23 protein-coding genes and 4 pseudogenes are annotated in these 24,706 nt (G+C 66.6%); 9 read left to right on the forward strand and 18 right to left on the reverse strand.

What is annotated here, in order from left to right; genetic code table 11:
- Window positions 1-44: 44 nt before the first annotated feature.
- Window positions 45-590 carry a helix-turn-helix domain-containing protein gene (locus LRS12_RS12305; RefSeq protein ID WP_257844794.1) on the forward strand — a complete coding sequence of 182 codons (546 nt, stop codon included), beginning with the start codon at window positions 45-47 and terminating at the stop codon, window positions 588-590.
- On the opposite strand, the gene zapE is transcribed toward LRS12_RS12305, so the two are convergent.
- The 12 genes and pseudogenes from zapE to sdhC form a co-directional block, all read right to left on the reverse strand.
- Window positions 591-1,703: a cell division protein ZapE gene (gene zapE / locus LRS12_RS12310; protein ID WP_257844795.1), complete on the reverse strand. Its 1,113-nt coding sequence runs from the start codon at window positions 1,701-1,703 to the stop codon at window positions 591-593.
- Complete coding sequence (locus tag LRS12_RS12315; protein WP_257844796.1) at window positions 1,700-2,152, reverse strand: PaaI family thioesterase; 453 nt, start codon at window positions 2,150-2,152, stop codon at window positions 1,700-1,702. Before LRS12_RS12315 ends, zapE begins: the two co-directional genes overlap by 4 nt.
- Window positions 2,149-3,099 (reverse strand): MBL fold metallo-hydrolase, encoded by a 951-nt coding sequence (locus LRS12_RS12320; protein WP_257844797.1) that lies wholly within the window; start codon window positions 3,097-3,099, stop codon window positions 2,149-2,151. Before LRS12_RS12320 ends, LRS12_RS12315 begins: the two co-directional genes overlap by 4 nt.
- Window positions 3,096-3,878 carry a succinate dehydrogenase iron-sulfur subunit gene (locus LRS12_RS12325; protein WP_257844798.1) on the reverse strand — a complete coding sequence of 261 codons (783 nt, stop codon included), beginning with the start codon at window positions 3,876-3,878 and terminating at the stop codon, window positions 3,096-3,098. The genes LRS12_RS12320 and LRS12_RS12325 overlap by 4 nt, the downstream gene beginning before the upstream one ends.
- Window positions 3,879-4,064: 186 nt before the next feature.
- Window positions 4,065-4,871 (reverse strand): annotated as a pseudogene (locus LRS12_RS12330) (inner membrane CreD family protein); the annotation flags it as partial.
- Window positions 4,872-4,998: 127 nt separating this feature from the next.
- Window positions 4,999-5,511: pseudogene (locus LRS12_RS12335) on the reverse strand (inner membrane CreD family protein); the annotation flags it as partial.
- 29 nt (window positions 5,512-5,540) lie between these two features.
- A pseudogene (locus LRS12_RS12340) lies at window positions 5,541-6,103 on the reverse strand (ATP-dependent Clp protease proteolytic subunit).
- Window positions 6,104-6,138: 35 nt separating this feature from the next.
- Window positions 6,139-6,987 (reverse strand): C13 family peptidase, encoded by an 849-nt coding sequence (locus tag LRS12_RS12345; RefSeq protein ID WP_257844799.1) that lies wholly within the window; start codon window positions 6,985-6,987, stop codon window positions 6,139-6,141.
- A gap of 208 nt (window positions 6,988-7,195) precedes the next feature.
- Window positions 7,196-8,083, reverse strand: coding sequence for a hypothetical protein (locus LRS12_RS12350; protein WP_257844800.1), 888 nt, complete (start codon window positions 8,081-8,083; stop codon window positions 7,196-7,198).
- Window positions 8,084-8,421: 338 nt separating this feature from the next.
- Window positions 8,422-10,224: a succinate dehydrogenase flavoprotein subunit gene (gene sdhA / locus LRS12_RS12355; protein ID WP_257844801.1), complete on the reverse strand. Its 1,803-nt coding sequence runs from the start codon at window positions 10,222-10,224 to the stop codon at window positions 8,422-8,424.
- Complete coding sequence (sdhD, locus tag LRS12_RS12360) at window positions 10,224-10,622, reverse strand: succinate dehydrogenase, hydrophobic membrane anchor protein (protein ID WP_257844802.1); 399 nt, start codon at window positions 10,620-10,622, stop codon at window positions 10,224-10,226. Before sdhD ends, sdhA begins: the two co-directional genes overlap by 1 nt.
- Window positions 10,622-11,086 (reverse strand): succinate dehydrogenase, cytochrome b556 subunit, encoded by a 465-nt coding sequence (gene sdhC / locus LRS12_RS12365; RefSeq protein ID WP_374580921.1) that lies wholly within the window; start codon window positions 11,084-11,086, stop codon window positions 10,622-10,624. Before sdhC ends, sdhD begins: the two co-directional genes overlap by 1 nt.
- A 187-nt stretch (window positions 11,087-11,273) precedes the next feature.
- On the opposite strand from sdhC, the gene LRS12_RS12370 reads away from it, so the two are divergent.
- The 4 genes from LRS12_RS12370 to LRS12_RS12385 all read left to right on the forward strand — a co-directional run bounded on the left by LRS12_RS12370 (window position 11,274) and on the right by LRS12_RS12385 (window position 15,733).
- Window positions 11,274-12,617: a methyl-accepting chemotaxis protein gene (locus LRS12_RS12370; RefSeq protein ID WP_257845501.1), complete on the forward strand. Its 1,344-nt coding sequence runs from the start codon at window positions 11,274-11,276 to the stop codon at window positions 12,615-12,617.
- A 12-nt stretch (window positions 12,618-12,629) separates the two neighbouring features.
- Window positions 12,630-13,994: a methyl-accepting chemotaxis protein gene (locus LRS12_RS12375; RefSeq protein ID WP_257844804.1), complete on the forward strand. Its 1,365-nt coding sequence runs from the start codon at window positions 12,630-12,632 to the stop codon at window positions 13,992-13,994.
- 63 nt (window positions 13,995-14,057) lie between these two features.
- Entirely contained in the window at window positions 14,058-14,759 is a 702-nt protein-coding gene (locus LRS12_RS12380; RefSeq protein WP_257844805.1) for an SDR family NAD(P)-dependent oxidoreductase, read from the forward strand.
- The gene (locus LRS12_RS12385; protein WP_257844806.1) at window positions 14,756-15,733 is read left to right on the forward strand and encodes a 50S ribosomal protein L11 methyltransferase; all 978 of its coding nucleotides are present in this window, start codon (window positions 14,756-14,758) and stop codon (window positions 15,731-15,733) included. The genes LRS12_RS12380 and LRS12_RS12385 overlap by 4 nt, the downstream gene beginning before the upstream one ends.
- Before the next feature lie 137 nt (window positions 15,734-15,870).
- Here the strand turns inward: LRS12_RS12385 and phhA are convergent, their stop codons facing one another.
- Window positions 15,871-16,743, reverse strand: coding sequence for a phenylalanine 4-monooxygenase (gene phhA, locus LRS12_RS12390; RefSeq protein WP_257844807.1), 873 nt, complete (start codon window positions 16,741-16,743; stop codon window positions 15,871-15,873).
- A 77-nt stretch (window positions 16,744-16,820) separates the two neighbouring features.
- On the opposite strand from phhA, the gene LRS12_RS12395 reads away from it, so the two are divergent.
- Window positions 16,821-17,546 (forward strand): alpha/beta hydrolase, encoded by a 726-nt coding sequence (locus tag LRS12_RS12395; protein ID WP_257844808.1) that lies wholly within the window; start codon window positions 16,821-16,823, stop codon window positions 17,544-17,546.
- A 100-nt stretch (window positions 17,547-17,646) separates the two neighbouring features.
- On the opposite strand, the gene LRS12_RS12400 is transcribed toward LRS12_RS12395, so the two are convergent.
- On the reverse strand, window positions 17,647-17,898 hold the full coding sequence (locus tag LRS12_RS12400; protein ID WP_257844809.1) for a hypothetical protein: 252 nt from the start codon (window positions 17,896-17,898) through the stop codon (window positions 17,647-17,649).
- Window positions 17,899-17,909: 11 nt separating this feature from the next.
- A pseudogene (locus LRS12_RS12405) lies at window positions 17,910-18,937 on the reverse strand (glycerophosphodiester phosphodiesterase).
- Between the two features lie 98 nt (window positions 18,938-19,035).
- Between LRS12_RS12405 and LRS12_RS12410 the strand changes: the two are divergent.
- Genes LRS12_RS12410 through LRS12_RS12420 form a run of 3 tightly spaced genes read left to right on the forward strand, consistent with a single transcriptional unit; the run spans window position 19,036 to window position 21,470 of the window.
- The gene (locus LRS12_RS12410) at window positions 19,036-19,953 is read left to right on the forward strand and encodes an XdhC family protein (RefSeq protein WP_257844810.1); all 918 of its coding nucleotides are present in this window, start codon (window positions 19,036-19,038) and stop codon (window positions 19,951-19,953) included.
- Window positions 19,940-20,512, forward strand: a complete 573-nt coding sequence (locus LRS12_RS12415) for an NTP transferase domain-containing protein (RefSeq protein WP_257844811.1) — start codon at window positions 19,940-19,942, stop codon at window positions 20,510-20,512. The genes LRS12_RS12410 and LRS12_RS12415 overlap by 14 nt, the downstream gene beginning before the upstream one ends.
- On the forward strand, window positions 20,505-21,470 hold the full coding sequence (locus tag LRS12_RS12420) for a DMT family transporter (protein ID WP_257844812.1): 966 nt from the start codon (window positions 20,505-20,507) through the stop codon (window positions 21,468-21,470). Before LRS12_RS12415 ends, LRS12_RS12420 begins: the two co-directional genes overlap by 8 nt.
- Here LRS12_RS12420 and LRS12_RS12425 read toward each other — a convergent pair.
- The 3 genes from LRS12_RS12425 to LRS12_RS12435 are packed head-to-tail and all read right to left on the reverse strand — an operon-like array spanning window position 21,367 to window position 24,678.
- Window positions 21,367-22,575, reverse strand: a complete 1,209-nt coding sequence (locus LRS12_RS12425) for an ABC transporter permease (RefSeq protein ID WP_257844813.1) — start codon at window positions 22,573-22,575, stop codon at window positions 21,367-21,369. The two genes, LRS12_RS12420 and LRS12_RS12425, sit on opposite strands and share 104 nt — an antisense overlap.
- Window positions 22,575-23,285 (reverse strand): ABC transporter ATP-binding protein, encoded by a 711-nt coding sequence (locus tag LRS12_RS12430; RefSeq protein WP_257844814.1) that lies wholly within the window; start codon window positions 23,283-23,285, stop codon window positions 22,575-22,577. Before LRS12_RS12430 ends, LRS12_RS12425 begins: the two co-directional genes overlap by 1 nt.
- Complete coding sequence (locus LRS12_RS12435) at window positions 23,278-24,678, reverse strand: efflux RND transporter periplasmic adaptor subunit (RefSeq protein ID WP_257844815.1); 1,401 nt, start codon at window positions 24,676-24,678, stop codon at window positions 23,278-23,280. Before LRS12_RS12435 ends, LRS12_RS12430 begins: the two co-directional genes overlap by 8 nt.
- Window positions 24,679-24,706 lie beyond the last annotated feature (28 nt).

A 24,706-nucleotide genomic window follows, 5' to 3' on the forward strand; every position in this document is an offset into this window, starting at 1 on the left:
TCTATGGTTCCATTTGTATAGCAGATTGCGATTTGGTCAAGCGCGTGGATGATCCGGTTCTGACAAGTGCGGTATTGCAGCGGCTGGCGGCGGGGCGGTGGACGATTCCCGTGCTGGCGCTGCTCAGCCGCGAACAGGGGTCGCGCTTTGCGGTGATCGAGCGGCGCTTTTCGATGTCGCGCAACAGCCTGACGCGGACGTTGGCTTACCTGCGCGAACAGGGCTGGGTGATGCCCAATCCCGGCCATGGCCACCCGCTGCGCCCCGAATATGTGCTGACCGAAGCCGGGCGCGCGATCGGCGCGGCGTGCGAGCGGATCGAGGACGTGCGCGTGCGGCTGGGACTGGAGGCGCCCGATCTGTCGCGCTGGACGTTGCCGGTGGCGGATGGGCTGGGGGCGGACTGGACCCGCTTCAACGCGCTCCAGTCGCGGCTCGCGCCGGTCACGGCGCGCGCGCTGTCGCTGACGTTGCAGGCGATGATCGGACAGGATCTGGTCGCGCGGCGACTGGAGGATCGGTTTCCCCCGGTGGCGCTCTATGGGTTGACCGGGCGCGGCGCGGAGCTGGCGGGGGCGGTGGCGGGGTGATCAGGCCGCCGTGCCATGCCCCTGCGCCAGATACTCTTCCGACTGCATTTCCATCAGCCGCGACACGGTGCGTTCGAACTCAAACTTGCCGTCGCCCTCCGCATAAAGATCGATCGGGGCGGCGTCGGCCATCGCCAGCAGCTTGACCTTATGCTCGTACAGCGCGTCGATCAGCGTGACGAAGCGCGCCGCCTCGTTGCGGTTTTCCGGGCCGAGGCGCGGGATGCCGACGATGATGACGGTGTGATAGCGTCGCGCGATGGCGAGATAGTCGGACGCGCCGCGCGCTTCCCCGCACAATCGCTTGAACGAGAAGACCGCGACGCCCTTCAGCGCCTTGGGGACGTGCAGCGTGCGGCCCTGTACCGACAGGTCTTCGCTCGGCACATGCGCGCGGTCCTCGACCGAGAAATCGGTCAGGCGGAAGAAGGCAGCAGAGAGTGTCGCGGTGTTGGCCGGGCTGTTGGGGGTCAGCCACATGTCCATCATCCCCAGCCGATCGCGGCGATAATCGGTCGGGCCGTTCAATGGCAGGACGTCGAGCTTGTCCTTGAGCAGCGCGATGAAGGGCAGGAAGCTGTCGCGCTGCAGCCCGTCCTTGTAGAGATCGTCGGGCGGGCGGTTCGACGTCGCGACCACGCACAGCCCCTCGGCCATCATCGCGGTGAACAGGCGCGAGAGGATCATCGCGTCGGCGGTGTTGTTGATCACCATCTCGTCGAACGCGAGCAGGCGGAGGTTCTCGGCCAGCGCCTTGGCTACCGGCGGAATCGGGTCGCCGGCTTCCTTCTTGCGCTCCTCGGCGATCCGCGCGTGGACCTCGATCATGAACTCGTGGAAATGGACGCGGCGCTTGCGCTCGATCTTCACGCAGCCGAACAGCAGGTCCATCAGCATCGACTTGCCGCGCCCGACACCGCCCCACATGTACACGCCGCGCGGCGCCTCCGGCGCGCGCCGGGCGAGTCGCCACAGCACGCTGCCCTTGCGCGGTCCCTGTTCGAGTTCGTGCGCGAGATGGGCAAGACGGCGCGCGGCAGCGGCCTGATCGGGGTCGGCGCGCAGTTCGCCCGCGGCGACCAGCGCCTGATAGCGTTCGAGGACGCCGGTCATGGGGCTGGAGATGATTTGCGCACGGTGCCGGAAAAGCTGGCGAGAACACTCTCCTCCTGTCGCACCAGCCCGCGCATGAACAGCATCCGCCCGGTTTCACGCAGCAGTTCGACCTCGGCGACGATCGGCTCGCCGATGCGGCTGGTGCCGATGAACTGGGCCGAGAGATCGAGCGTCACTGCGCCGCCCGCGCTGAGCAAACCGAAGCTGCGCGCGGCGGCGAACAGCGCGACGTCCATGAAGCCGAGCAGCGCCCCGCCATGGGTCGAATCGCGCAGGTTGGAGTGTTCACGCCCCGGCACCATCCGCACCAGCGCCTTGCCGTCCACGATCCGGGTCAGGATCGGGCCGAGAAAGGCGTTGAAGCGGGACGGGTCGCGCAGCTCCCAGCGCTTCCAGCCTGGATGGTCCGGGTCGTCGGTGTAGGTGAAATGCGGCTCGGGATTCATGCGGGGCAGTTCTTGTCCAGGTCGCCGCTGCGGATGCGGTTGGCGTAATAATCGGCCATGCCGAGGATGCGCACCTTCTCGGTCGCGAATGTGCTGTGCGACGTTGCGCGGTCGTACCAGCCAGCGGCGCAATAGGTCACCTTCTGCGTCCCGCGTGCGCAGTCGACAAAGGCATCGAAACTCGTCTTCCACGCCAAAAACGCTGCGCGATCCATCGGTGCGCCATGGCCGGGGATCAGCGTGACGAAGGGCGTTGCGGCGAGCGCGTCGAGCGCCTTGCGCCAGCCATCGGGGCAGGCGGTATCGAGGAACGGCGCGGGATCGGTCACCAGATCGCCCGCGATCAGCACGCGGCTCTGCGGATCGTAGAGCCAGACGTCACCTTCGGTCGCGGCGTGGCGGGCGAGGTGGATGTCGATGCGACGTCCGGTGCTTTTGTCCGCGGTCGTTCGGCGGATCACGTCATCGGGGCGTAGCTCCTTACCCCGCGCAAAGGTGGCGAGGTCGCCGCGCACGTCGCTCGCCATCGGTTCGGGGATCTTGCCCGCGTCGAGCGCGGCGCGGGCACCCTCGGCGCTGCGTTTGAGGAAGCCGTCGAGCGCGCCGTCGATCGCATTGCTGGCCGATACGCGGACGTCAGGATGCTTCGCCTTGAGCGCAAGATTGCCGCTGACGTGATCGAGGTGCCAATGGGTGTTGACGATGCGACGGAGCGGCTTGCCCCGGGCCGCGATCGCCGCCTCGACCTTTGCCAGATGCGCTGCGTGGCGGCCGGTGTCGATCAGCAGCAGGCCGTCGGGACCCTCGATCAGCACCGAATTGCCATCGGGCTGGCGGCCGGGTTCGAAGCTGCCTTCGATCAGCCGGATGCCGGGGGCGACCTCGCGATCCTGCGCGGCGGCGGGGGCCGCGAGCAGGACCAGTGCAAGGACGGCGCGCGCGATCAAACGATCCGCTCGGCTTCCATCTTCTTGATCTCCGCGATCGCCTTGGCGGGGCTGAGGCCCTTGGGGCAGACATTCGCGCAGTTCATGATCGTGTGGCAGCGATACAGGCGGAACGGATCCTCCAGCTCGTCGAGCCGCTCGCCGGTCGCCTCGTCGCGGCTGTCGGCGAGCCAGCGATATGCCTGGAGCAGGATCGCCGGACCCAGGAAGCGGTCGCTGTTCCACCAATAGCTCGGGCAGCTGGTCGAGCAGCAGGCGCACAGGATGCACTCATAGAGGCCGTCGAGCTTGGCCCGGTCCTCGGGCGACTGCAGTCGCTCCTTGCCCGAGGGCGGCGGGGTCACCGTCTCAAGCCACGGCTTGATCGACGCGTACTGCGCGTAGAAGTGCGTGAAATCGGGGACGAGGTCCTTGATCACGTCCATCGCGGGCAGCGGGGTGATCTTGATATCGCCCTTGATATCCTCGATCGCGGTGGTGCAGGCGAGGCCGTTCTTGCCGTCCATGTTCATCGAGCACGACCCGCAAATGCCCTCGCGGCACGAGCGGCGGAAGGTGAGCGACGGGTCGATCTCCGACTTGATCTTGATCAGCGCGTCCAGAACCATCGGCCCGCAATCGTCGAGGTCGATGGTGAATTTGTCGTAGCGCGGGTTCTGGCCCGAATCCGGGTCGTAACGATAGATGGTGAAGGTCCGGGGCCGACCCGCGCCCTGCGGCGCCGGATGCGCCCTGCCCTTCGTGATCTTGCTGTTCTTAGGAAGGACGAAATCGGCCATTCTGAACCCCGTACGGTATCTATGGGGGCGTCGCCCCGTCAGCTTTTGCCGGTCAGATACATAACCGCCGCCCCGGCTGCAAACACAAGCGGTGGAAAAGTCGCATGGGCGGTTCGTTGTCGGGCGCACCGGGGGTGTGCAGGGCGGTGGAGAGGGGGCTTGCGAACCCGCCCCTCTCCCGACGACCTACGCTTCGGTCAGGGGAGCCGAGCGCCCGCCCCAGTCGAGGTTGCGGGTCAGGTACATCACCGCCGCCAGCGCCGCGAAGAGCAGCAGCGATCCGATCAGCAGCGAATAGGCCTCCAGGCTGAGCAGGATGTATAGCACGCCGTAGAGCGCGATGAGCAGCCCGGCGATGAACCCGGCCCTGCGACGGCTGCCGAGTACAGCAGCGCTATAGGCAGTGAGCAGCGCGATGATCCCCGCGCCCGCGACCAGATAGGCGGGGGTGAAGCCGATGACTTCGGCAAAGGCGAGCAGCAGGACGAAGAACAGCACCAGCCCCGCGCCGACCAGCAGATATTCGACCGCCGACACCCGCACGCCCGCAACCACATCGAACAGCAGGAATGCCATGAAGGTGAAGCCGATGAACAGGAAGCCGTACTTCACGCTGCGGTTGACCTGCGAATAGAGGTCGACCGGCTGGATCAGGCCGACCTGTGCCTCGGCGGTGGGGACGTTGCTGCCGCGCGCATAGGCGGAGGTCGTCTGCACCTCCGGCGCGCGCAGCTCGACCGCGGAATCGGCGGTGCTGACCAGCGTTACCCCGAGCGCGAGGTTCGAAATCTTGTACGTCGCGGAAAAGCCGTCGGCGGTCACTCCGCGGCTTTCGGGCAGGAAGCCGCCGGTGAAGCTGGGATGCTGCCAGGGCGAGGTGACGGTCCAGCGGGTCGCACCGGCGCGCGGCGCGAGCGCGATCACCGAATGGCCGCGCAGCGCAAACGCAAAACGTGCGGTCACCACCCCATCGCGCAACATTGCGGCGTCGAAGCTGGCGAAGAATCCCGATCCACCGGTCGCGGCAGGGCCGTTGCCGGGCTGGGCGGCAACGGGGGGCTTCGTCGATCGTGATGCGGTTGGCGGGTTTCAGCCCGCGCGGGTCTGCGACCCCGAAGCGCAGTTCGGCCTTGTCGAATTCGAGCGTGGCGACATCGACGATCCGGGCGGTGTCGGCGGGCAGGCGGAAGGTCGCGGCGCCGCTGATATCGGCGTCGTAGACCACCGCCTCATAGATTGAACGCGCGCGCCGCTCGGGCTTCACCTTTGTGTCGAGATCGAGCGTCGTCGGGGCGAGGAAGAGTTCGCGGCGCTGGACGGACGTGCGCGTCACCGGCTTTCCGCCTTCCTGCACGGTCTGCGTCACCTCTTCTTGATAGGGGATGGCGATCAGCGGACCGGCCAGCGTCTGCGGCCCGCCCCATCCCTCGGCGATGCTGCTTCGCGCCGTCTCCGACTGGCTCTGGCGGTCATAGACGAGGAGATAGACGGTGAAGAGCGGGATGGTCAGCACTGCCGCGACGAGCAGCGAGAGCAGCAGTTTCATTCCGGGCGAACGGTCGGGCGCATGCAGATCCATGGTGATCTCCGGTTGGTGAGCGCTTTGGGTAGCGCCGATCCACTCCGGCGGCATGAGCGGGCGGTGAGGAATTTCTGAGCGCGTCAGATCACGTCGAGGACAAGGCCCAGCTCGCGCGCTTCCTCGGCCTCGATATACCAGTTTTCCGGTGCGCGGCGGCAGACCTCCTCGAACGCGATCTTCGATCCGGCGATCAGGTCACGAAACCCCTCCTCCTCGATCCGGATCGAATGTTCGATCTCGTGCAGCTTGGCCTTGAGTGTCGCGGTGAGCGATTTGAGCGGGCCGGACAGATGCATGTCGGCGGTGAGGATGCGTTCATGCACCATGATCCGCGTGCCGCAGGTCAGAATCGCTTGTCGGTCGGGAATGCCGCCATGAAGGTCGCTCCGGCCGAATAGACCGCGACCTTGCCCAGGAACAGCGTCTCGCGTCCTTCATAATCGCGGATCAGCCTCACCTCGTCGCCCATCAGCCGCGCGACCTCCGGGTCGCCGCCGAGGGTGGAGATCGCGACGACGAGCGTTCCTTCGGTCGGCGCGGCGGCGAGCTGGTCGCGGAAGCTCTGGTACATCAGCTGGTCGACCGGGCCAGACAGATGGACATGCGGCGCGGCGAGCAGCGGGTAGTTGGTGGCGTGGGTCATGCCGCGCGTAACCGGCGGCGCGGTGGGAGGTTCCGTCAGGGCGCGCCGAGGCTGTCGACCGACGGCTTGCCGACCGGCGCGGTCGCGACCTTGGGCATGCGCGCTTCGAGCGGGGCGAGCCATTTCTGCACCTCGACCCCAAAGCTCTGCTGGGGCAGCGATGGCTTGAGGCGGCCGCGCGTTTCCCACCCCGCGATCTGGGCGAACGCCTCGGTCACCGCGCTGCCGAGCGGCTGGGGCTTGCGCAGCGCGCGGTTGACCAGCGCATCGCCGAAAAAGGTCCAGTCATTCTCCGCCGCACAGCCAAAGGACGAGCGGTCCGACGCGGCGGCGCTGACGACCGCGCTTTGCGGGCCGGACAGGACGGGGACGAATACGCCCGAATAACAGGCGCTGACGATCAGCAACCGCCGCTCGATGCCGTGCGCGCGGAGCAGGGCGGCGAGGCGGCGGGGCGAGATCGCGCCGAACCCTTCATTGCCGTCATTATACACCACCCCGAACGGTGCGCCGTGACTGGTGGTGTAGAGGACCAGCACATCCTCCTTCTCGTCCATCAGCTCGGCGATGCGCGCGAGCGCCGCCTCGATATTGGCGGGCGATCCCATCGGGAGCGGGGAGGGGGCCTTGCCGTCGCTGCCGCCAAGGATGATCGTGCGCCCGAGCGCGTCATAGCGGCGGCTGAGCACCTTGCCCGCCTCACGCGCCTCGCGCCCGAACACGGGGTCGCTGTCGAGGCCGACCGACAGGACATAGGCATCGACCACTCCCTTGCGGTGGGGCAGCAGCGTGGCGAGTGCACGGGTCAGGCGGCGATGTTCGGCAAGCGCATGGGTTGCGGTCCGGTCGCGTTCGATCTGGAGACCGCCATCGGCCTGCTGCACCACCTCCTCCGGCGTCGAGCGCGCGACGCCCGGCGGCGGGGGGCGGTGTGCTTGGGCGGGGAATAGGGCTGCTGCTGCGCGGAAGCGGCGGGAAGCGCGAGCAGCGCGAAGGCAAACGGCAGGATCGAACGCATCAAATCACCCCCTTGGGGGAAGGTGATTGGCGATAACGATCAGGTCAAGCACCAGCTGGCGGCGGCGCGGTCACCTATTCCATTGTATCGGGCAACGACCCATCCGGTTTTGGCATTCTTTCGGGGCGCTGCGGGATGGGAGTGCCGGGATCGAGCTGCACGAAGATGGCGCCCAGTCGTGCGATTGCAGCCGCAACGCGCGCCTGGTCTGCGTTGCCGATGGTTGCATAAACTCGAACACCCCTGAGCGGGCCGACCTTTGCTTGCGTCGCCTCCAGGACAAGTACGCTCGCGAGATTGGCGGTGTCGTAGGATGCGATGCCGAGTACATCGCCGAGCGGCTCTCTTGACAGAGCTCCACCTAGCCATTTGCGAGATTGAGCATACTCCTCGCTCTCGGGCCGATCGAGGACCTGTGTGTCGGGATACGCTGTCTTCCACTCGGGATCGAGGCGCTGAAACGCTTCGGTCAAGTACCAGTGCAGGGTACGCTTGTCCCTGACTCCATCCGGCGCAACGAGCGGAGAGCGCAGCATTTCGATATGTGCGGCCTGCGCTGCGCGCACCGGAATTGCCTCTCGCTTGGCAATCGCGAGCGCTTGGCGCCAAGCGGTTGTCTCGCGCGGAATTGCTGTCCCTGTCGCGGGGTCGATGGCGATTTCCGTATATTTCTCGTCGTCGTCCGAGCCGCCGGGATACGCGATCTGCAAGACTAGCTGACCATTTTCAAAGCGATGCGTGCCGCCCCACCAAATGGAGCTAACCGATCGCGGAAGTGTCAGGAACCAGTCTTCGGGAAGAAAGTCGGTAAGCGCCATCGCGCGGACGAGCTTTCCGTCCCGATCATAAATGACAACGGCGCTCTTACCCCATCCACCCGAGTGCCAGTTGTCAAAGGTCGCGACATAGTCCCCCAGATCGCTGACGATTGCGCTGGCGGGTGCGACGTCGTTGACCAGCACCGTCTCCCAGACACGCTCCCATCCGCCAGAGGTCGAGCGCTGCTCAAGGATCGCGCGTGGTTCATCTTGGCCGCCGGCGGTTTGCCCGGGCTTACGCTTCTATCGGATCGCATCCGTGAAATAGGACAGCTGGCTGTCAAGCGCGCGAGGCGTAACGGTGAGGCGACGACAACCACCCGGGGAAACATAGGTGGCGGTAGTCGGAAGAGCCCAGCTATCGGCGCAGGCTGGTCGCGGCCAGACGATCGCCGCTGGCGCGACGATTGCCGCGATAGCAGTGATCCAACAAGAGCCGGTCAGCAAAGCGCGCATGGGAAATTGTTAGCGCGCTTCCAGCCTCAATACACCCGCTTCTTCGGCTTGATATACTCGATCTCGTCGGTGAGCGTGTATTCGTGGACCGGGCGGTAATCGATCGCGACAGCGCCGCCCTTGCCGCCCCAGCCTTCGAACGATGCCACCGTGTGCTTCATCCAGGTCGCGTCGTCGCGCTCGGGGAAGTCCTCGTGCATGTGGGCGCCGCGCGATTCCTTGCGATTGTCGGCGCTGCGGATCGTCACGACGGCCTGGCTGATGAGGTTGTCGAGCTCCAGCGTCTCAATGAGGTCGGTGTTCCAGATCAGCGAGCGGTCGGTGACGGCGACGTCCTCCATCCGCTTGTACACCGCGTCCATGTGCGTGACGCCCTCGGCCAGCAGCGCGGTGTCGCGGAACACGGCGCAGTGGCGCTGCATCGTCTTTTGCATGTCCTGACGGATCTGCGCGGTGGGCGAACCGCCCTTGGCGTTGCGGAAATGGTCGAGGCGGGTGAGCGACAGCTCTTCCGACCCCTTGGGCAGCGGCTGGTGCGGTGCGTTGGGCTTGAGCAGCTCCTTGAGCCGCAGGCCGGTTGCGCGGCCGAACACGACAAGGTCGATCAGGCTGTTCGAGCCGAGGCGGTTGGCGCCATGCACCGACACGCACGCCGCTTCGCCCACCGCGAACAGGCCGGGGACGACCGCATCGGGGTTGCCGTCGCGCAGCTGCACCACTTCGCCATGATAGTTGGTCGGCACGCCGCCCATATTGTAATGGACCGTCGGCACCACCGGCAGCGGCTTGCGGGTCAGGTCGACGCCCGCGAAAATCTTGCCCGTCTCGGTGATCCCGGGCAGCCGCTCGGCCAGCACCTTGGGATCGATATGATCGAGGTGCAGGAAGATATGGTCGCTGTCCTTGCCGACGCCGCGTCCCTCGCGGATCTCCATCGCCATCGAACGCGCGACGACGTCGCGGCTGGCGAGATCCTTGGCCGAGGGGGCGTAGCGCTCCATGAAGCGCTCGCCTTCCGAGTTGGTCAGGTAGCCGCCTTCGCCGCGCGCGCCTTCGGTGATCAGCACGCCCGCGCCATAGATGCCGGTCGGGTGGAACTGGACGAACTCCATGTCCTGCAGCGCGATGCCCGCGCGCAGCGCCATGCCGTTGCCGTCGCCGGTGCAGGTATGAGCCGACGTCGCCGACTGATACACGCGCCCGCCGCCGCCGGTCGCGAGGACCACGGCATGCGAACGGAAGCGGTGAATGCTGCCATCCTCCATGCACATCGCGATGACGCCACGACACGCGCCGTTTTCCATGATCAGGTCGAGCGCGAAATATTCGATGAAGAAGTCCGCGTCGTACTTCAGCGACTGCTGGTACAGCGCGTGCAGCATCGCATGGCCGGTGCGGTCGGCCGCCGCGCAGGTGCGCTGCACCGGCGGGCCTTCGCCCATATTCTGCATATGGCCGCCGAACGGGCGCTGGTAGATGGTGCCATTGTCGTTGCGGCTGAACGGTACGCCGGCATGTTCCAGCTCAATCACCGCCGCCGGTGCTTCGCGCACCATATATTCGATGGCATCCTGGTCGCCGAGCCAGTCGGACCCCTTGACGGTGTCGAACATGTGCCAGGTCCAGTGGTCGGGCGAATTGTTGCCGAGCGAGGCGGCGATGCCGCCCTGTGCCGCCACGGTGTGCGACCGGGTCGGAAACACCTTGGTGATGCACGCGGTCTTCAGCCCCGCCTCGGCGCAGCCCATGGTCGCGCGCAGGCCCGAACCGCCCGCGCCGACGACGACGGCGTCATAGCTGTGGTCGATGATCTTGTAGGCGGCGGTCATTATGCGGGCGCTCCGGTGGCAACGGTGGTGAAGGCGATCTTGAGGATCGAGAAGATCGCGAACGTTCCGGCGGCGATGGTGAAATAATTGAGCAGCGTCAGCAGCACGATGCGCGTCTCGTCATGCTGATAATCCTCGATCACTACCTGAAGCCCCAGGCGGAAATGATAGAAGACGCTGATCACCAGCAGGATCATCGGCACGGCGGCGATCGGCGCGGACAGCCATGCCTGGACAGTCTCGTAACCCAGGTCGGGCAGGCGGATCAGGCTGACGATCAGCCAGGTCATCAGGAATAGGTTCGATCCCGCCGACATCCGCTGATGCCACCAGTGATGCGTGCCCTCATGCGCCGAGCCGAGACCGCGCACGCGGCCGATGGTGGTTCCGTTGCCCATTACTTCTTCTCCACCGCGATCGGGGTTTCGGCCTTGGGTGCCTTGGTCAACTCGCCCCGCACGATCCAGCCCCACAGCGCGGCGGTCAGCGCGACCGACACGACCATCGTGAGGACCGCAAAATTCTTGTTGGTCTTCAGCTCATAGCCCGCGCCCGCATCGAGGAAGAAGTGGCGGATGCCGGTCATCGCGTGCTGGAAGAAGCTGAGCGTCAGGCCGACGCCAAGCAGGTAGCCGAGCCAGTTGGGTGCGCCGGTGTCGCTCGTCAGGCAGTCGAGGAACTTGGCATAACCCTCCGGCCCTGATGCCAGTGCGCACAGCCACCACAGGAAGACGCCGACGCCGACGGTGGCCATCCCGCTGCCCGTGACGCGGTGCAGGATCGAAACCAGCATGTGCGGACCCCATTTCCAGACCTGGAGATGCGGCGAGAGCGGGCGGTTGACGTTGCGGGCCTTGGCCAAGGCATATCCCCTATGATTTGCGGTCTCCATTAGCCCGCGTTGCCGCCGATGCAAGATACAGCGACATGGTCGTCCCTAACTCGCCCTTAACCAATTCCCTTTTAGCGTTGTGAGTAAGGCCCGGCGTGAGGTGCGTCCGGGACAATGGGGGACCGATTCCGTGACTCGAGCGCGAGCGAACAAGGACATGCCGGCAACCGGCGCGATGAGCGCGCGGATCGACATTGCCGCGCGGCTGCGGATCTTCGACTTTGACGGGTCGCTGGATCGCCTGAGCCGCGACGTCTGGGACCTGCTCGAACCCGAAATTCGCGCGGTTTCGGAGGCATATTGGCAGCAATGGCTGCGTTGTTTCGCCGACGAGCGCGACTGGGCGCCCGACGATACGAAAAAGATGATCGATGTCGGCGTCGTGTTCCTGCGCAACCGCTTCCTCGACACGCGCGGGCGCGCCTGGGTCGAATCGATCGAGCGTTCGGTCGCCGCCGCCTATGGTGCCGATGTCGAGCCGATGGCTCTGCTGTCGATGATCAACGCCAGCGACCGCGCCGCGCTCGAAGTCCTGGTCCGCCGGGTCGAGCCGGGCGATGCGCGGCTGCCGACGCTCATCGACACGCTGATGCGATTGTCGGCGCTGGAAAGCGACATCACCGTCGAAATCTACAACCTCTATCGCGAACACAGCGCTACCGTGGCGCGCGACCGGCTGGCGGGGCAGTTCCGCGATTCGATCGGCAACACGGTCGAGCGCGCGTCGAGCGAGGGCGAATCGCTCCGCGCCCAGGCCAGCCATACCTCGGCGGCGGCGCGTGGCATGCTGGGCAAGGCGAGCGAGGTCGCCGCAGCGGCCGAGCAGTCCGCGCTGGCGATGCGCGAGGCAGCGCATACCGCTGCAGGACTGATTCGCGCGATCGAGGATGCGCGAACCGAGGTCGAGGTTGCGGCCGATATCGCCACCCGCGCGTCGGCACAGGCGGGCGAGGCCGTGGCGATGAGCGAAATGCTGTCGGATCACGCCAAGTCGATCGAATCGATTCTGGGTCTGATCCGCGACATTGCCGGGCAGACCAACCTTCTCGCGCTCAACGCGACGATCGAGGCTGCCCGTGCCGGGGACGCAGGCCGCGGCTTCGCAGTGGTGGCGCAGGAAGTGAAGAGCCTCGCCAACCAGACGGCGCGCGCGACCGACGATATCGCGGGCAAGATCGCTGCAATCCAGTCGGCAACGCGCAGCACGGTCGAGACCAACGCCTCGATCCGCAACACCGTCCAGGAAGTTCAGGCCAGCGCCGACCGCATTCGCGGCGCGATGGAGGTCCAGGCGCAGACCGTGACCGCGATCACGGCAGCGGTCGACGAGACCGCGCTCGCGGCGGATTCGATGTCCGCTACGATCGGCGCGATCCGTGAAGATACCGAAAGCGTCGCGAGCGATATCGAGCGCGTCGGCCAGGGCTTTGCCGTGCTCGACGGTGAACTCGGCACACTCAAGAACAGCGCGGGCGAATTCATCGCAAAAGTCGCTGCATGATGGAGGGGATCAATGGCCGGAGCCAAGGAGCTCGGGCAGTGGAGCGGCGATGACCGCCCCATTGCCGAGCGAATCCGCGACTATGACTGGGACGGCGCGATCAGCGAGGGCTGCGCCCAGATCGCCGAACTGATCGCCGACGATTTCGAGACGATCGCACGGGCATTCTGGGATCATTATCTGACCCTGCCCGGCACCGAGCATGTCCGCAGCCTGTTCGTGGGCAACCGGCTGGAGGAGCAGATCGTCCTCAGCACGCGCTACACCCGCGTCAAATATTCGCGCCCGTTCGACAGCGAATGGGTCGAGATGGCGGCGAAACATGCCGACGACACGCATCGCGCGCGGATTCCGCTGCGCGCGCTGCTATCCGGCTTTGCCTTTGCCCATGCCCGTACCTTTGAGGTGCTCGGTGACCGGCTGCCCGACGATATCGCGACCTTCCGCAAGCTGAGCGATGTTGCGACACGCATGTCGATGCTGGAGGCGGATTTCATGGCCTCGCAGCTTGGCGTGCGCGATGCGGAACTCGCCCGGCGCGAGCGCAAGGGCCAGTCCGACCGCTTCCGCGCCGACATCGCCGGCACGATCGATGTCGCGAGCTCTCTGGGTGCGCGGGTGCGCGATCAGGCGCGCGGCGCGGCCAATGCGGCGCGGGGCATGCAGGGCAAGACCAACGAGGTCGCCGCCGCCGCCGAGCAATCCGCGTTGGCGATGCGGGAGGCGGCGACCACCGCCGCCGGCCTTATTCGTGCGATCGAGGATGCCCGCGCCGAGGTCGAGGTTGCGGGCGATGTCGCGCAGCGCGCCAGTGTCCATGCGAGCGAGGCGGTGCTGATGAGTGCGACGCTGGCCGGCCATGCCCAGTCGATCGAATCAATCCTGGGCCTGATTCGCGACATTGCCGGGCAGACCAATTTGCTTGCGCTCAACGCCACGATCGAGGCGGCGCGCGCAGGTGATGCCGGGCGCGGCTTTGCCGTGGTCGCGCAGGAGGTGAAGAGCCTCGCCAATCAGACCGCGCGCGCGACCGACGATATCGCCGCCAAGATCGCCGCGATCCAGGCGGCGACCGATCAGACCGTGGCCACCAGCACCACGATCCGCGCCACGGTGAGCGAGGTTCAGTCGAGCGCCGAGCGCATCCGCGAGGCGATGGCGATGCAGGCGCAGACCGTCACCGCGATTACTGCGGCAGTCGACGAGACTGCGCTCGCCGCCGATTCGATGTCCGACACGATAGGCGCGATCCGTGAGGACAGCCATGCCGTGGCGGGCGAGATCGACTCGCTCGAACACGCATTCGGCGAGATCGACGCGCGGCTCGGCCAGCTCAGCGACGCGGCGACGGATTTTTCGGCAAGCGTGGCGGCGTAAGCTCCCCTCCCGCAAGCGGGAGGGAGATTTGACATGCGGGATGTTCCGACTAACCCGTCCGCCATGACGACCCATATCCTCGTGACCGGCGCCAGCCGCGGCATAGGCGCCGCGATCCTTTCCAGCTTCGACGGTCGCGACGTCCGCGCGGTGGGGCAGGGAACCGCGAGCGGCATTCCCGCCGACTTCACCGATTCGGACGCGCCCGCTGCGCTGTGGCGGACGGCGCTCGACCAGCTCGACGGGCGGATCGACGTGCTGATCAACAATGCCGGGATCTTCGAGGCGGCACCGATCGACCTCGACGACGATGCATGGCTCGCCGCGTGGGAGCGGACGATGCAGGTCAACCTGACCGCGTCGGCGCAGCTCAGCCGCTTTGCGGTGAAGCATTGGCAGCAGCGGGGCGAGGGCGGCCGTCTGGTCAACATCGCGAGCCGCGCCGCCTATCGCGGCGATAGCCCGGCACACTGGCATTATGCCGCGTCCAAGGCGGGGATGGTCGGCATGACCAAGAGCATCGCGCGCGGCTATGCGCGCGAGAATATTCTCGCCTTCGCGATCTGCCCCGGCTTCACCATGACCGGCATGGCCGACGACTATCTGGCCAGCCGCGGCGGCGACAAATTGCTCGCCGACATCCCCTTGGGCCGCGTCGCGATGCCCGATGAGGTTGCGACGATGGCGCGCTTCTGCGCGCTGGAGGCCCCCGCGTCGATGACCGGCGCGGTGCTCGACGTGAACGGGGCGAGCTACGTTCGATGAGTTCGTGGAAACTGACCCTGCCCTGTACCCGCGACGAAGCCGAAGCGATCGACTTCGAGGGCGCTGAACTGACCGGCATCGACCCCGCACCGGTGCTGCTGACCAGCGAGACGATCCCCGACGACCCGTTCGCCTGGCAGCTCGAAGCCTATTTCGAGGCCAGGCCGGGCAAGTCGGAGATCGCCGCCGTCCGCACGCTCGTCCCCAGCGCGAAGAAGGCGAAGGAGGTCGTCGAGCAAATTCCCGATGAGGATTGGGTGACGCTCAGCCAGCAGGGGATCGCGCCGGTTCATGCCGGGCGCTTCTATGTCCATACCTCTACAAATCGCGGGACGGTGCCGGTCGACGCAAAGACCTTCCAGATCGAGGCGAGCCGCGCCTTCGGCACCGGCACGCACGAAACCACCGCCGGATGCCTGCGCACGCTCGATGCGATGCGCGCGCGGGGGGAGCGGGTCCACAACCTCGTCGATATCGGCACCGGCACCGGCCTGCTCGCCTTTGCCGCGATGCATTTGTGGCCGCGCGCTTATGCGACGGCATCGGACATCGATCCCGTGGCGGTCGATGTGACGGCGGAGAATGCCGCGATCAACGGCGTGCGGCTTGGCGTGATGCAGGGGCAACTCGCGCTCGCCGCCGCGGCGGGGCTGGAACATCCGCTGCTGATCGGCCGCGCGCCCTATGACCTCGTCATCGCCAATGTCCTCGCCGGCCCGCTGATCGAACTCGCGCCGAGCATCAGCGCGGTGCTGGCCGAGGGCGGGACGCTGATCCTCGCCGGATTGCTGGAGACGCAGGCCGAGCGGGTCGCGAACGCCTATCGCCGCCACGGTCTGCGCCTTGCCGGCAAGACCCCGATGGGCGACTGGCCGACGCTGCGCCTGCGCAAGCGGACGCGCTATGGCTGGGAACGCACCACGCGGCCCGGCCCGGACGGGCAGGGGCTGGCTCCGGGGTTCGGGAGCTGGTGAGGGATCCGCCAGTTACCGTCATCCCCGCGAAAGCGGGGACCCATCTCCTATGCTTTCCACTTACTAACCGGTTCGGCGCGCGGCACGTCCGGGAGATGGGTCCCCGCTTTCGCGGGGATGACGTCGGAGGTGGCAGATCAGGCCGCGTCCCGACTCCGCGCATAGTCCTGCGTCCCCAGCGTGATCACCCGGTCGCCCGGCTCGATCGCCGCAATCGCGATGTCCGGCTGAGCCAGAATCTCGTCGTAAAGCGGCGCGAAATCGGTTTCGATCGTGACGCGCAGCAGCTCGTCGAAGCTGGGGATGACGAAGTAGTTCTGCTGGAAATCGTCGATGCGGTACTCGGTCCGCATCACCCGCTTGAGGTCGAAGCCGATCCGGTTCGGGCTGTCGCTGTCGAGCGCGAAGCGGCTTTCGCCATAGCTCGAGACGATCCCCGCGCCATAGATGCGCAGATCGTCATCCTCCTGAATCAGCCCGAACTCGACCGTGTACCAATAGAGCCGCGATAGCTGCTTGAGCGCGCCATGCTGCAACGCGCGCTGCCCGCCGCGGCCATAGGCTTCCATGTAATCGGCGAACACCGGGTCGGCGAGCAGCGGGACATGGCCGAACACGTCGTGGAAGACGTCGGGTTCCTGCAGATAGTCGAGCTGATCGGCGCGGCGGATGAAATTGCCCGCGACAAAGCGGCGGTTGGCCATATGGTCGAAGAACACGTCGTCGGGGACGAGGCCGGGGACAGCCACCACCTGCCACCCCGTCGCCTTCATCAGCCGTTCGGACAGCTCCTCGAAATTCGGAATGCCGCTCTCGGACAGCTTGAGCAGGTCGAGCCCGCGGAGATACGCCTTTGACGCACGACCGGGCAGCAGCTTGATCTGGCGTTCGTACAGCGTGTCCCACACCGCGTGTTCTTCGCGGGTGAATGCCTCCCAATTCTGGGGGATGGTCCAGTCGGTACCGGCGCCTTCGGGGGGACGCTCCAAAACATGGGTTTCACTGATCATGCCGACAGCATAGCATGAGTGCGCGCGGCGCGGAACCGAGGGGTTTGCCGGAGATTGTGTCCGCGAGGAGTGATGCGATGCCCGTGAACGTCGAAGCCAAGGCCCCGCCCGCATCCGCGCTGCTCGCCGAATGGCCGCGCGCGGCGCTGTCGCTGGGGTCGCTGCCCTTCGCGTGGAAGGAGTTGCTGGCCGAGCCGCGCGGCGACGGGCGTCCGGTGCTGACATTGCCTGGCCTGGTCAACAGCGACATGAGCAACATCGTGATGCGCCGCTATCTCGATGCGCTCGGCTATCGCGCTTACCCTTGGGCGCTGGGCCGCAATTTCGGCGCGCGCGCGATCGGGGCAGAGGGCGAGCGGCTGATCGAGCGGATCGCGCAGGTTCGCGACGAGACCGGGGAAAAGGTGACGTTGGTCGGCGTCTCGCTCGGCGGGATCATGGCGCGGATCGCGGCGCATCGCAGCCCGGAGCTGGTGCGGGAGGTGATCACCGTCAGCTCGCCCTTTGCCGGACTACCCACCGCGACCAATGTGTGGCGGGTGTTCGAGCTGGTCAGCGGCCAGCGCGCCGACGATCCGGCGGTGCGCGCGATGCTTGAGGAGGCGTCGTCGCCGCTGCCGGTTCCGGCGACCGCGATCTGGAGCGCGAGCGACGGGCTGGTCAACGGCGCGGTCTGTCACGAGCCCGACTGCGAAACGGCCCGCTCGATCGAGGTCGATTCGAGCCATCTCTGGGTTCAGATGAAGCCGCAGGTGCTTCGCGCGATCGCGCAGACTTTGGGACGTGGATCGCCACAGAGCTAAGCGCCTCTGTGCTCCTGCGAAGGCAGGAGCCCAGAGCAACGCGCGATTAGCCTCGCCACTCTGGGCTTCTGTCTTTGCAGGAGCACCGAGGGGACTCAAATCAATCGCAGTCGTCGGGGTCCTTGCGGCACTTTTCGTCCTGCTTCTTGCGCTCGCGACCTTCCTTGGCCTCTTTCTCGCGCATCTTGCGGCCGTAATTGCGGTCGGCCTCGTCCTGGCTTGTAGTCGCCCAGTCGGCGGCCTGGCCGACCGCCTTGACCGGCATGGTGACAATGTCGAACGCGGTCTTGGCGACGCAGCCGCCCGACAGCAGCGGCAGAACCGCAACAGCAACAATCAAGCTCTTGCGCATCGCGCGGTCCCTCAGTCGGCCGAGCGGCGGGAGTGCCGGTCGCGTGCCTCAACCGCGAGATAAGGGTAATCGGTGAATAAACCATCCACGCCGGCATCGAGAAATCGCGTAATTTCTTCGGCCAGTCGCCCATGTCCCGCCGGGTTGATCCCTTTCCGCAGTCCGGAGGGGAGAAAGAAATTCTCCGCGCGGAAGGTCCAGGGATGGACCTTGAGCCCTGCGGCATGGGCATCCGCGACCAGGGGGAGACCGTGCCGTCGCCCGCCAACACCATGTCCTTTTGCGGGCCGATGCCGGCGGCATAGGCGGCGATGGCCTTCAGCCCCTCCGGCGTCGCCATCGCCTTGTAGCTTGGCTGCGCCTTGTCCGCCGGGCCGCCGTCCGCCGCCATCAGCTGGATCAGCGGCACCTTGGTCAGCTGCCTCAGCGCCTTCAGATTATTGACCTCGAACGACTGGATGAACACCGGCGCATCGGCGCGGTCCCAGCCCGCCGCCTTGAGTTCGGCGACCAGCAGCGCCTCCATGGCCAGGCCGATGCTGGCGAAATAGCTGGGATGCTTGGTTTCGGGGTAGATGCCGATCATGCGGCCCGTCTTCGCGGTCGCCGCCTTCGCCAGCGCGATGATCTCGCGCAATGTCGGCACCTCATACTGCCCGTCGAACTTCGTATTGCCCCGGCGCAGCAGAGGCAGTCGCTCCTTGGCGCGTAGCGTCTTCAATTCGGCGAGGGTGAAATCCTCAGTGAACCAGCCGGTATGGCTGACGCCGTCGATGACCTTGGTCGCCTTACGGTCGGCGAACTCCTTGCGGCTCGACACATCGGTGGTGCCGCTGATGTCATTCTCGTGCCGCGCGACGAGCTGGCCGTCCTTGGTCACTACCAGATCGGGCTCGATAAAGTCCGCGCCCTGTTCGATCGCGAGTTGATAGGCCGCGAGCGTATGTTCGGGCCGCTCCCCGCTAGCGCCGCGATGCGCGATGATGATGGGATTGGACGAGATGACGGGTTCCTTCGCGGCGGCGGGCGTCGCGATCATGGCCAGCGCCAGCGCCGCTCGCAACATCTTCGACATGGCCCTATCTCCTCCAAGCATCTCAACCGGCTAGGTGATTCGGATGACAGTAGCGAGGCACCATGGCCGATAACGACAGCGTGATCGCCGCAGCGCGCGGATGGGCCGGGGCGCGGATGGCGCTGGCGACGGTGGTGTCGACCTGGGGCTCCGCGCCGCGCCCGCGCGGGAGCCACCTACTGGTCCATGAAGATGGCCGCTTCGAAGGGTCGGTGTCGGGCGGGTGCGTCGAGGCGGACATCATGGCGCTGGCGGCGGAGGTGATCGCGGGCGCGCCGTTCGCGCTGCGCCGTTATGGCGTCGCCGATGCCGCGGCATGGGAGGTCGGCCTGCCGTGCGGCGGCGAGATCGAGGTGATGGTGCAGCCGGTGACGGCAGACGGCTTCGACCCGACGTTGTTCGATGCGATTGCCGATGCGCGGGCGGAGGGGCGGGGGCTGGAGGTTTTCACCGATCTGGCGACCGGGCGCAGCAGCATCGACCCGCAGCCCAACGCCTTCATCAACCGCTACGAACCGCCGCGCCGCTTGCTGATCGTGGGTGCGGTGCAGATCGCGCAGGTGCTCGCGGGGCTCGCTCGCGAACTCGGCATTTCGACCGTCGTGATCGACCCGCGCGGGCGGTTCCTGACGCCGGAGCGCTTTCCCGACGTGACGCTCGACGATCGCTGGCCCGACGAAGCGGTGGAGGCGCTGTGCCCCGATGGCGCGACGGCGGTGGTGACGCTGAGCCATGATCCCAAGATCGACGACCCCGCGCTGATCGCCGCGCTCAAGGACGGCGCGGGTTATGTCGCGGCACTGGGATCGCGACTGAGCCATGCGGCGCGGCGTGAGCGGCTGGCGGCTGCCGGCCTGACGCCCGAGCAGATCGACCGGGTCGAGGGGCCGGCGGGCATCGATATCGGCGCGATCGGCCCGGCGGAGATCGCGCTGTCGATCGCGGCGGGCATGGTGAGGGCGCTGCATGATCCGCGCTGAGCGCACCGCTCTGGTCCTGCTCGCTGCCGGGCGCTCGCGCAGGTTCGGCGACGCGGACAAGCTGACCATTCCCTATCTCGGACGACCGCTGGGGCTGCATGTCGTGGTCGCGCTGGAGGCCGTGCCGTTCTGCTCCCGGATCGGAGTGGTCGCGGACACCGCGCTCGATCTGGCCAACTGCGGCTATACCATCGTCACCAATGACGACCCCGCCGCCGGGCTGGGCCGCTCGCTGCGGCTGGGTGTCGAGGCGGCAGCGCAATTCGACCCCGATGCGATCCTGATCGCGCTCGCCGATATGCCGCGTGTCACCGCGACGCAGATCTATCGCCTGCTCGACGATGCCGATGGCGATGCGGCGATCGTCGCATCGAGTGACGGCGTGGTCCCGCGCCCGCCGGTGCTGTTCGGGCGAGCGCATTTCGCCACGTTGCTGGCGGCACAGGGGGACATGGGCGCGCGCGATCTGGTGCGGCGCGGGCGTCATATCGTGGTCCCGCCCGCCGAATTGATCGACATCGACACGCCGGAGGATCTGGCAAAGCTGGCGCATGGCTGACCAGTCGCTGGCCATTGCGCTCGGGCTGCTCTCGGCCTTCACCCTTGCGCTTGCCAATATGGCGGTGAAGCGCGGGGAGGACATCCTGGTCGGCCGCGCGGTACTGTCGTCGAGCGCGGCGATTGTGATCGCGCCGTTCGCGCTGATCGTGCCGTTGCCCGATGCCGCGACCTGGACCGCGCTCGCCTGGGCGGTGCCGGCGCATTTTGCCTATCAGTTGTGCCTGGTGCGCGCGATGGAGCGCGGTGATCTCAGCCTCGTCTTTCCGATCATGCGGGGGGCAGCGCCGCTGCTGACTGCGGGATTTGCGATGCTGGTGCTGCGCGAACATCTGCCGCTGATCGGCTGGGTCGGGCTGGTGCTGGCGACGGGGGCGGTGATCGCCTTCGCGCTGCCCGCGCGCGGAATTTCGCTCGCCGCGCATCCGGACAAGGTCGCGCTGGGCTGGGCCTTTGCCACCGCAATCGGCGTCGCGCTTTACAATATGGCGGACGCGCGCGGGGTGCGCGTCGCGCCCAGCCCGTTCACCTATATCGTCTGGCTGTTCATGCTCGACTGCGTGTGCATCACCACCACCGCATTGCTGCTGCGCCGCCGCGAGCTGGGGCAGGCGGTAAAGGCGACCTGGAAACACGGCGTGGCGGCGGGGGGCGCTGTCGAGCATCTCGTTCGGCTCGGCGCTCTACGCCTTCTCGCTGATGGAGGTGGCGAAAGTGTCGGCGCTGCGCGAGACTGCGGTGGTTTGGGCGGCGCTGATGGGCGCGTGGATGCTCGGCGAAGGATTTGGCGCGCGCCGCATCGTTGCGGCCCTTGTGTTGGCCTTCGGTCTGATCCTGCTACAGTTCAGCTGAGTTTTACTCGTGCCGCAGCGCGTCGATCGGGTTCAGGCTCGCCGCGCGGCGAGCCGGGAAATAGCCGAAGACCACCCCGATCCCCGCCGCGATGGCAAAGGCGATGATGTTGATCTGCAGGTCGAATGTCCACGGCACCTGCATCACCGGGGTGAGGATCGCGACCGCCACCTGCGCCACCAGCAAGCCGATCACCCCGCCCAGCATCGACAGCACGATCGCCTCGACCAGGAACTGCATCAGCACCTCCCGCGCCACCGCGCCGATCGCCAGCCGGATGCCGATTTCGCGCGTCCGTTCGGTCACGCTGACCAGCATGATGTTCATGATGCCGATGCCCCCGACGATCAGGCTGATCGCGGCCACCGTCGCGACGATGCTGGTCAGCAGCTGGGTGGTGCCCGTCAACGTCGCGCTGATCTGGGCGGTGTCGAAGATGTTGAAATTGTCCTGCTCGCCAGCCTCGATCCCGCGCCGCTCGCGCAGCAGGTCGCTCAGCGAAGCCTGTACCGCAGCAGTGTCATAGGCGCTGTCCACGCCGACCAGCATCAGGCGGATGTCGCGATTGCCCGAAAAGCGGCGCTGCACCGTCTTGATCGGCATGATGACGATGTCGTCCTGATCGCCGCCGAACCCGGCCTGGCCGCGCGTCGACAGCGTGCCGATCACGTCGCAGGAGACATCGTTGATCCGTAGCCGTTGACCCACCGCATTGCCGCCGCGGAACAGGTTCTGGCGGACGGTGTTGCCGATGATGCACACTGCCTTGCCCGCCGCTTCTTCGGCTGGGGAGAAGGTCCGCCCCCCGGTCAGCGGCCAGGGCTGGACGCGGAAATAGTCGTTGGTCGTGCCGTTGATCGTGGTGGACCAGTTGGCACCGTTATAGATCGCCGTGCCGCTTGCCTGCGCTTGCGGAGCCACCGCAGTGACGCCGGCAATCTGTTCGCCGATCGCCTCGACATCCTGCTGTTCGAAATCGGGCGGACGCGGCCCGCCGCCGCCACGACCAAAGCCCTGGCCGGGGCGGACCTGGAGGATGTTGGTGCCGAGGCTGGCGATCTGTTGCTGCACGGCCGCCGTGGTGGCGTTGCCGAGCGTGACCATTGCCACAACGGCAGCAACACCGATGATGATGCCGAGCGTGGTCAAAAACGAGCGCAGCTTGTGGCGCAGGATCGAGCGGATCGCGAGGGTGAAGATGGTGCCGAGCATCAGGCGCTGACCCCCGCCCGGGCGCCGGTATCGATCCGCTCGACCAGCCCGTCCTTGAAATGCACGATGGTGCGGGCGAACGCCGCCATGTCGGGCTCGTGGGTGACCATCAGCACCGTGATCCCGCTGTCCTTGTTGAGGCTGGTCAGCAGCTGCATGATTTCCACCGAGCGTTCGGAATCGAGATTGCCGGTCGGTTCATCGGCGAGCAGCACGTCGGGGCTGGTCACGATCGCGCGGGCTATCGCCACGCGCTGTTGCTGGCCGCCCGACAGTTCAGCGGGTGTATGGTCCCACCACGGGTCCAGCCCCACCTTCTCCAGCGCGGCCATGCCCAGCATGTGCCGCGTCTTCTTGTCCTCGCCGCGATAGAGCAGGGGCAGTTCGACGTTTTCGAGCGCGCTGGTGCGGCTGAGCAGGTTGAACCCCTGGAACACGAAGCCGAGATAGCGGCGGCGCAGTAGGGCGCGCTGGTCGCGGTCGAGCGTTTCGACATGGACATTCTTGAACAGAAACTCGCCGCGCGTCGGCACGTCGAGGCAGCCAAGGATATTCATCGTCGTCGACTTGCCCGATCCGGACGGCCCCATCACCGCGACGAAGTCGCCCTGTTCGATGTCGAGGTCGACGCCTTTCAGCGCCTGGAATGCGGTCGGCCCCTCGCCATAGGTCTTGGTGACGCCGCGCAGGCGGATGATCGGGTCAGCCACCCGTGCCGCCTCCCGCGCCGCCGCCGCCGGAGCGGCGCTGACCTCCGCCGCGCTTCGACTGGCCGCCCTTGGACTGGTCGCCGGCAAATTGGCCGGTGATGACCTCCATGCCCGGCTTCAGGTCGCCCGATAGGATTTCGGTCACCTGACCGTTGGTGTCGCCCGTGGTCACCTCGATCGCGCGCGGTTGACCATCTTCGCCCTTCACATAGACAGTCTGCTTGGCACCGCGCGTGATCGTCGCGCTCTTTTCATTGTCCTGCTGACCGCGACGACCGCGGCGCGGAACCAGTGCACCGGCCATCCCACCGCCACTCGACGCCTGCTCTCCCCCGGTGCTGGGGGTAAAGCGCAGCGCTGCGTTCGGGACCAGCAACAGATTGTCCTTCTGCAGCGTCACAATCTCTGCCGTCGCGGTCATGCCGGGGCGCAACTTTTGCTCCGGATTGGCGACCGACAGGATCGCGGCATAGGACACGACCTGTGCGGTCGTACTGGTGGTGCTGGTGGTGGTCTGTGCCGACAGGTTCGATCCGACATCGACGCGCTGGATCACCGCGGGGAATGTCTCGCCGGGGAAGGCATCGACCGTGAAGCTTGCCTTTTGCCCCTGTTTGACCTGGCCGACATCGGCCTCGTCAATCGCGACCTCCAGCTCCATTGCGCTAAGGTCTTCGGCGATGACGAACAGGGTCGGCGTGTTGAACGACGCTGCGACCGTCTGGCCCGGCTCGACCTGACGCGCCAGCACCACGCCGTTGACGGGGGAGCGGATGATCGCCTTGTTCCGCTGGGTCACCGCCGATCGCAGCGCCGCCTGTTGCGAGGTGACCTGCGCCTGGCTGGCGCGCACCGTCGCGACCGCGCGGGCAAGTGCGGCGCGGGCATTGTCGAGCTCGGTCTTGGCCGGGACGCGCCCGCCCGACAGGCGGCTCACTTCCTCGAACCGGGCAAGCTGGCTCCGTGCCTCCGTCAGCGTCGCCTGATTCTGTGCGACCGTCGCCTGGGCGGCGGCGACCGATGCGCGTGCCTGGGTGATCGAGTCGTCGAGCCGCTCGGGGTCGATCAGCGCCAGTGGCTGGCCGGCCGTCACCCGGTCGTTGACGTCCACCAGCACGCGGTTGACCAGACCTGACAGCTCGGAACCGACCTGAACCTGATTGGTCGGCGCGAGCTTGCCCGTCGCGGAGACGGTGACGGTCAGCGACCCCTTCTCGACCGCGCGCGTGGCATAGCCCGCTTCCTCGGTCCCGCCGAACATCTTCCACGCGCCGAACAGCACCGCGACGACGACCAGCGCCAGCGTGATCCATTTGGCATGGCGCTGCCACGCCGGGGTCGTCTTCCCGCCGAGAAACTCGTCGATCTTGGGGTTCGCAGTTGCGTCGGCCATCAATTGCTTCCGGTGATGATTGCGGGGG

The sequence above is a fragment of the Sphingomonas sp. J344 genome, assembly GCF_024700005.1.
GTDB lineage: Bacteria > Pseudomonadota > Alphaproteobacteria > Sphingomonadales > Sphingomonadaceae > Sphingomonas.

Excerpts from the sequence above, each read along its gene's own strand:
- zapE (WP_257844795.1), bottom strand. The coding sequence starts at position 1,703 with ATGACCGGCGTCCTCGAACGCTATCAGGCGCTGGTCGCCGCGGGCGAA.
- LRS12_RS12315 (WP_257844796.1), bottom strand. The coding sequence starts at position 2,152 with ATGAATCCCGAGCCGCATTTCACCTACACCGACGACCCGGACCATCCA.
- LRS12_RS12325 (WP_257844798.1), bottom strand. The coding sequence starts at position 3,878 with ATGGCCGATTTCGTCCTTCCTAAGAACAGCAAGATCACGAAGGGCAGG.
- sdhA (WP_257844801.1), bottom strand. The coding sequence starts at position 10,224 with ATGACCGCCGCCTACAAGATCATCGACCACAGCTATGACGCCGTCGTC.
- sdhD (WP_257844802.1), bottom strand. The coding sequence starts at position 10,622 with ATGGGCAACGGAACCACCATCGGCCGCGTGCGCGGTCTCGGCTCGGCG.
- LRS12_RS12370 (WP_257845501.1), top strand. The coding sequence starts at position 11,274 with ATGCCGGCAACCGGCGCGATGAGCGCGCGGATCGACATTGCCGCGCGG.
- LRS12_RS12375 (WP_257844804.1), top strand. The coding sequence starts at position 12,630 with ATGGCCGGAGCCAAGGAGCTCGGGCAGTGGAGCGGCGATGACCGCCCC.
- LRS12_RS12380 (WP_257844805.1), top strand. The coding sequence starts at position 14,058 with ATGACGACCCATATCCTCGTGACCGGCGCCAGCCGCGGCATAGGCGCC.
- LRS12_RS12385 (WP_257844806.1), top strand. The coding sequence starts at position 14,756 with ATGAGTTCGTGGAAACTGACCCTGCCCTGTACCCGCGACGAAGCCGAA.
- phhA (WP_257844807.1), bottom strand. The coding sequence starts at position 16,743 with ATGATCAGTGAAACCCATGTTTTGGAGCGTCCCCCCGAAGGCGCCGGT.
- LRS12_RS12395 (WP_257844808.1), top strand. The coding sequence starts at position 16,821 with ATGCCCGTGAACGTCGAAGCCAAGGCCCCGCCCGCATCCGCGCTGCTC.
- LRS12_RS12400 (WP_257844809.1), bottom strand. The coding sequence starts at position 17,898 with ATGCGCAAGAGCTTGATTGTTGCTGTTGCGGTTCTGCCGCTGCTGTCG.
- LRS12_RS12410 (WP_257844810.1), top strand. The coding sequence starts at position 19,036 with ATGGCCGATAACGACAGCGTGATCGCCGCAGCGCGCGGATGGGCCGGG.
- LRS12_RS12415 (WP_257844811.1), top strand. The coding sequence starts at position 19,940 with ATGATCCGCGCTGAGCGCACCGCTCTGGTCCTGCTCGCTGCCGGGCGC.
- LRS12_RS12420 (WP_257844812.1), top strand. The coding sequence starts at position 20,505 with ATGGCTGACCAGTCGCTGGCCATTGCGCTCGGGCTGCTCTCGGCCTTC.
- LRS12_RS12425 (WP_257844813.1), bottom strand. The coding sequence starts at position 22,575 with ATGCTCGGCACCATCTTCACCCTCGCGATCCGCTCGATCCTGCGCCAC.
- LRS12_RS12435 (WP_257844815.1), bottom strand. The coding sequence starts at position 24,678 with ATGGCCGACGCAACTGCGAACCCCAAGATCGACGAGTTTCTCGGCGGG.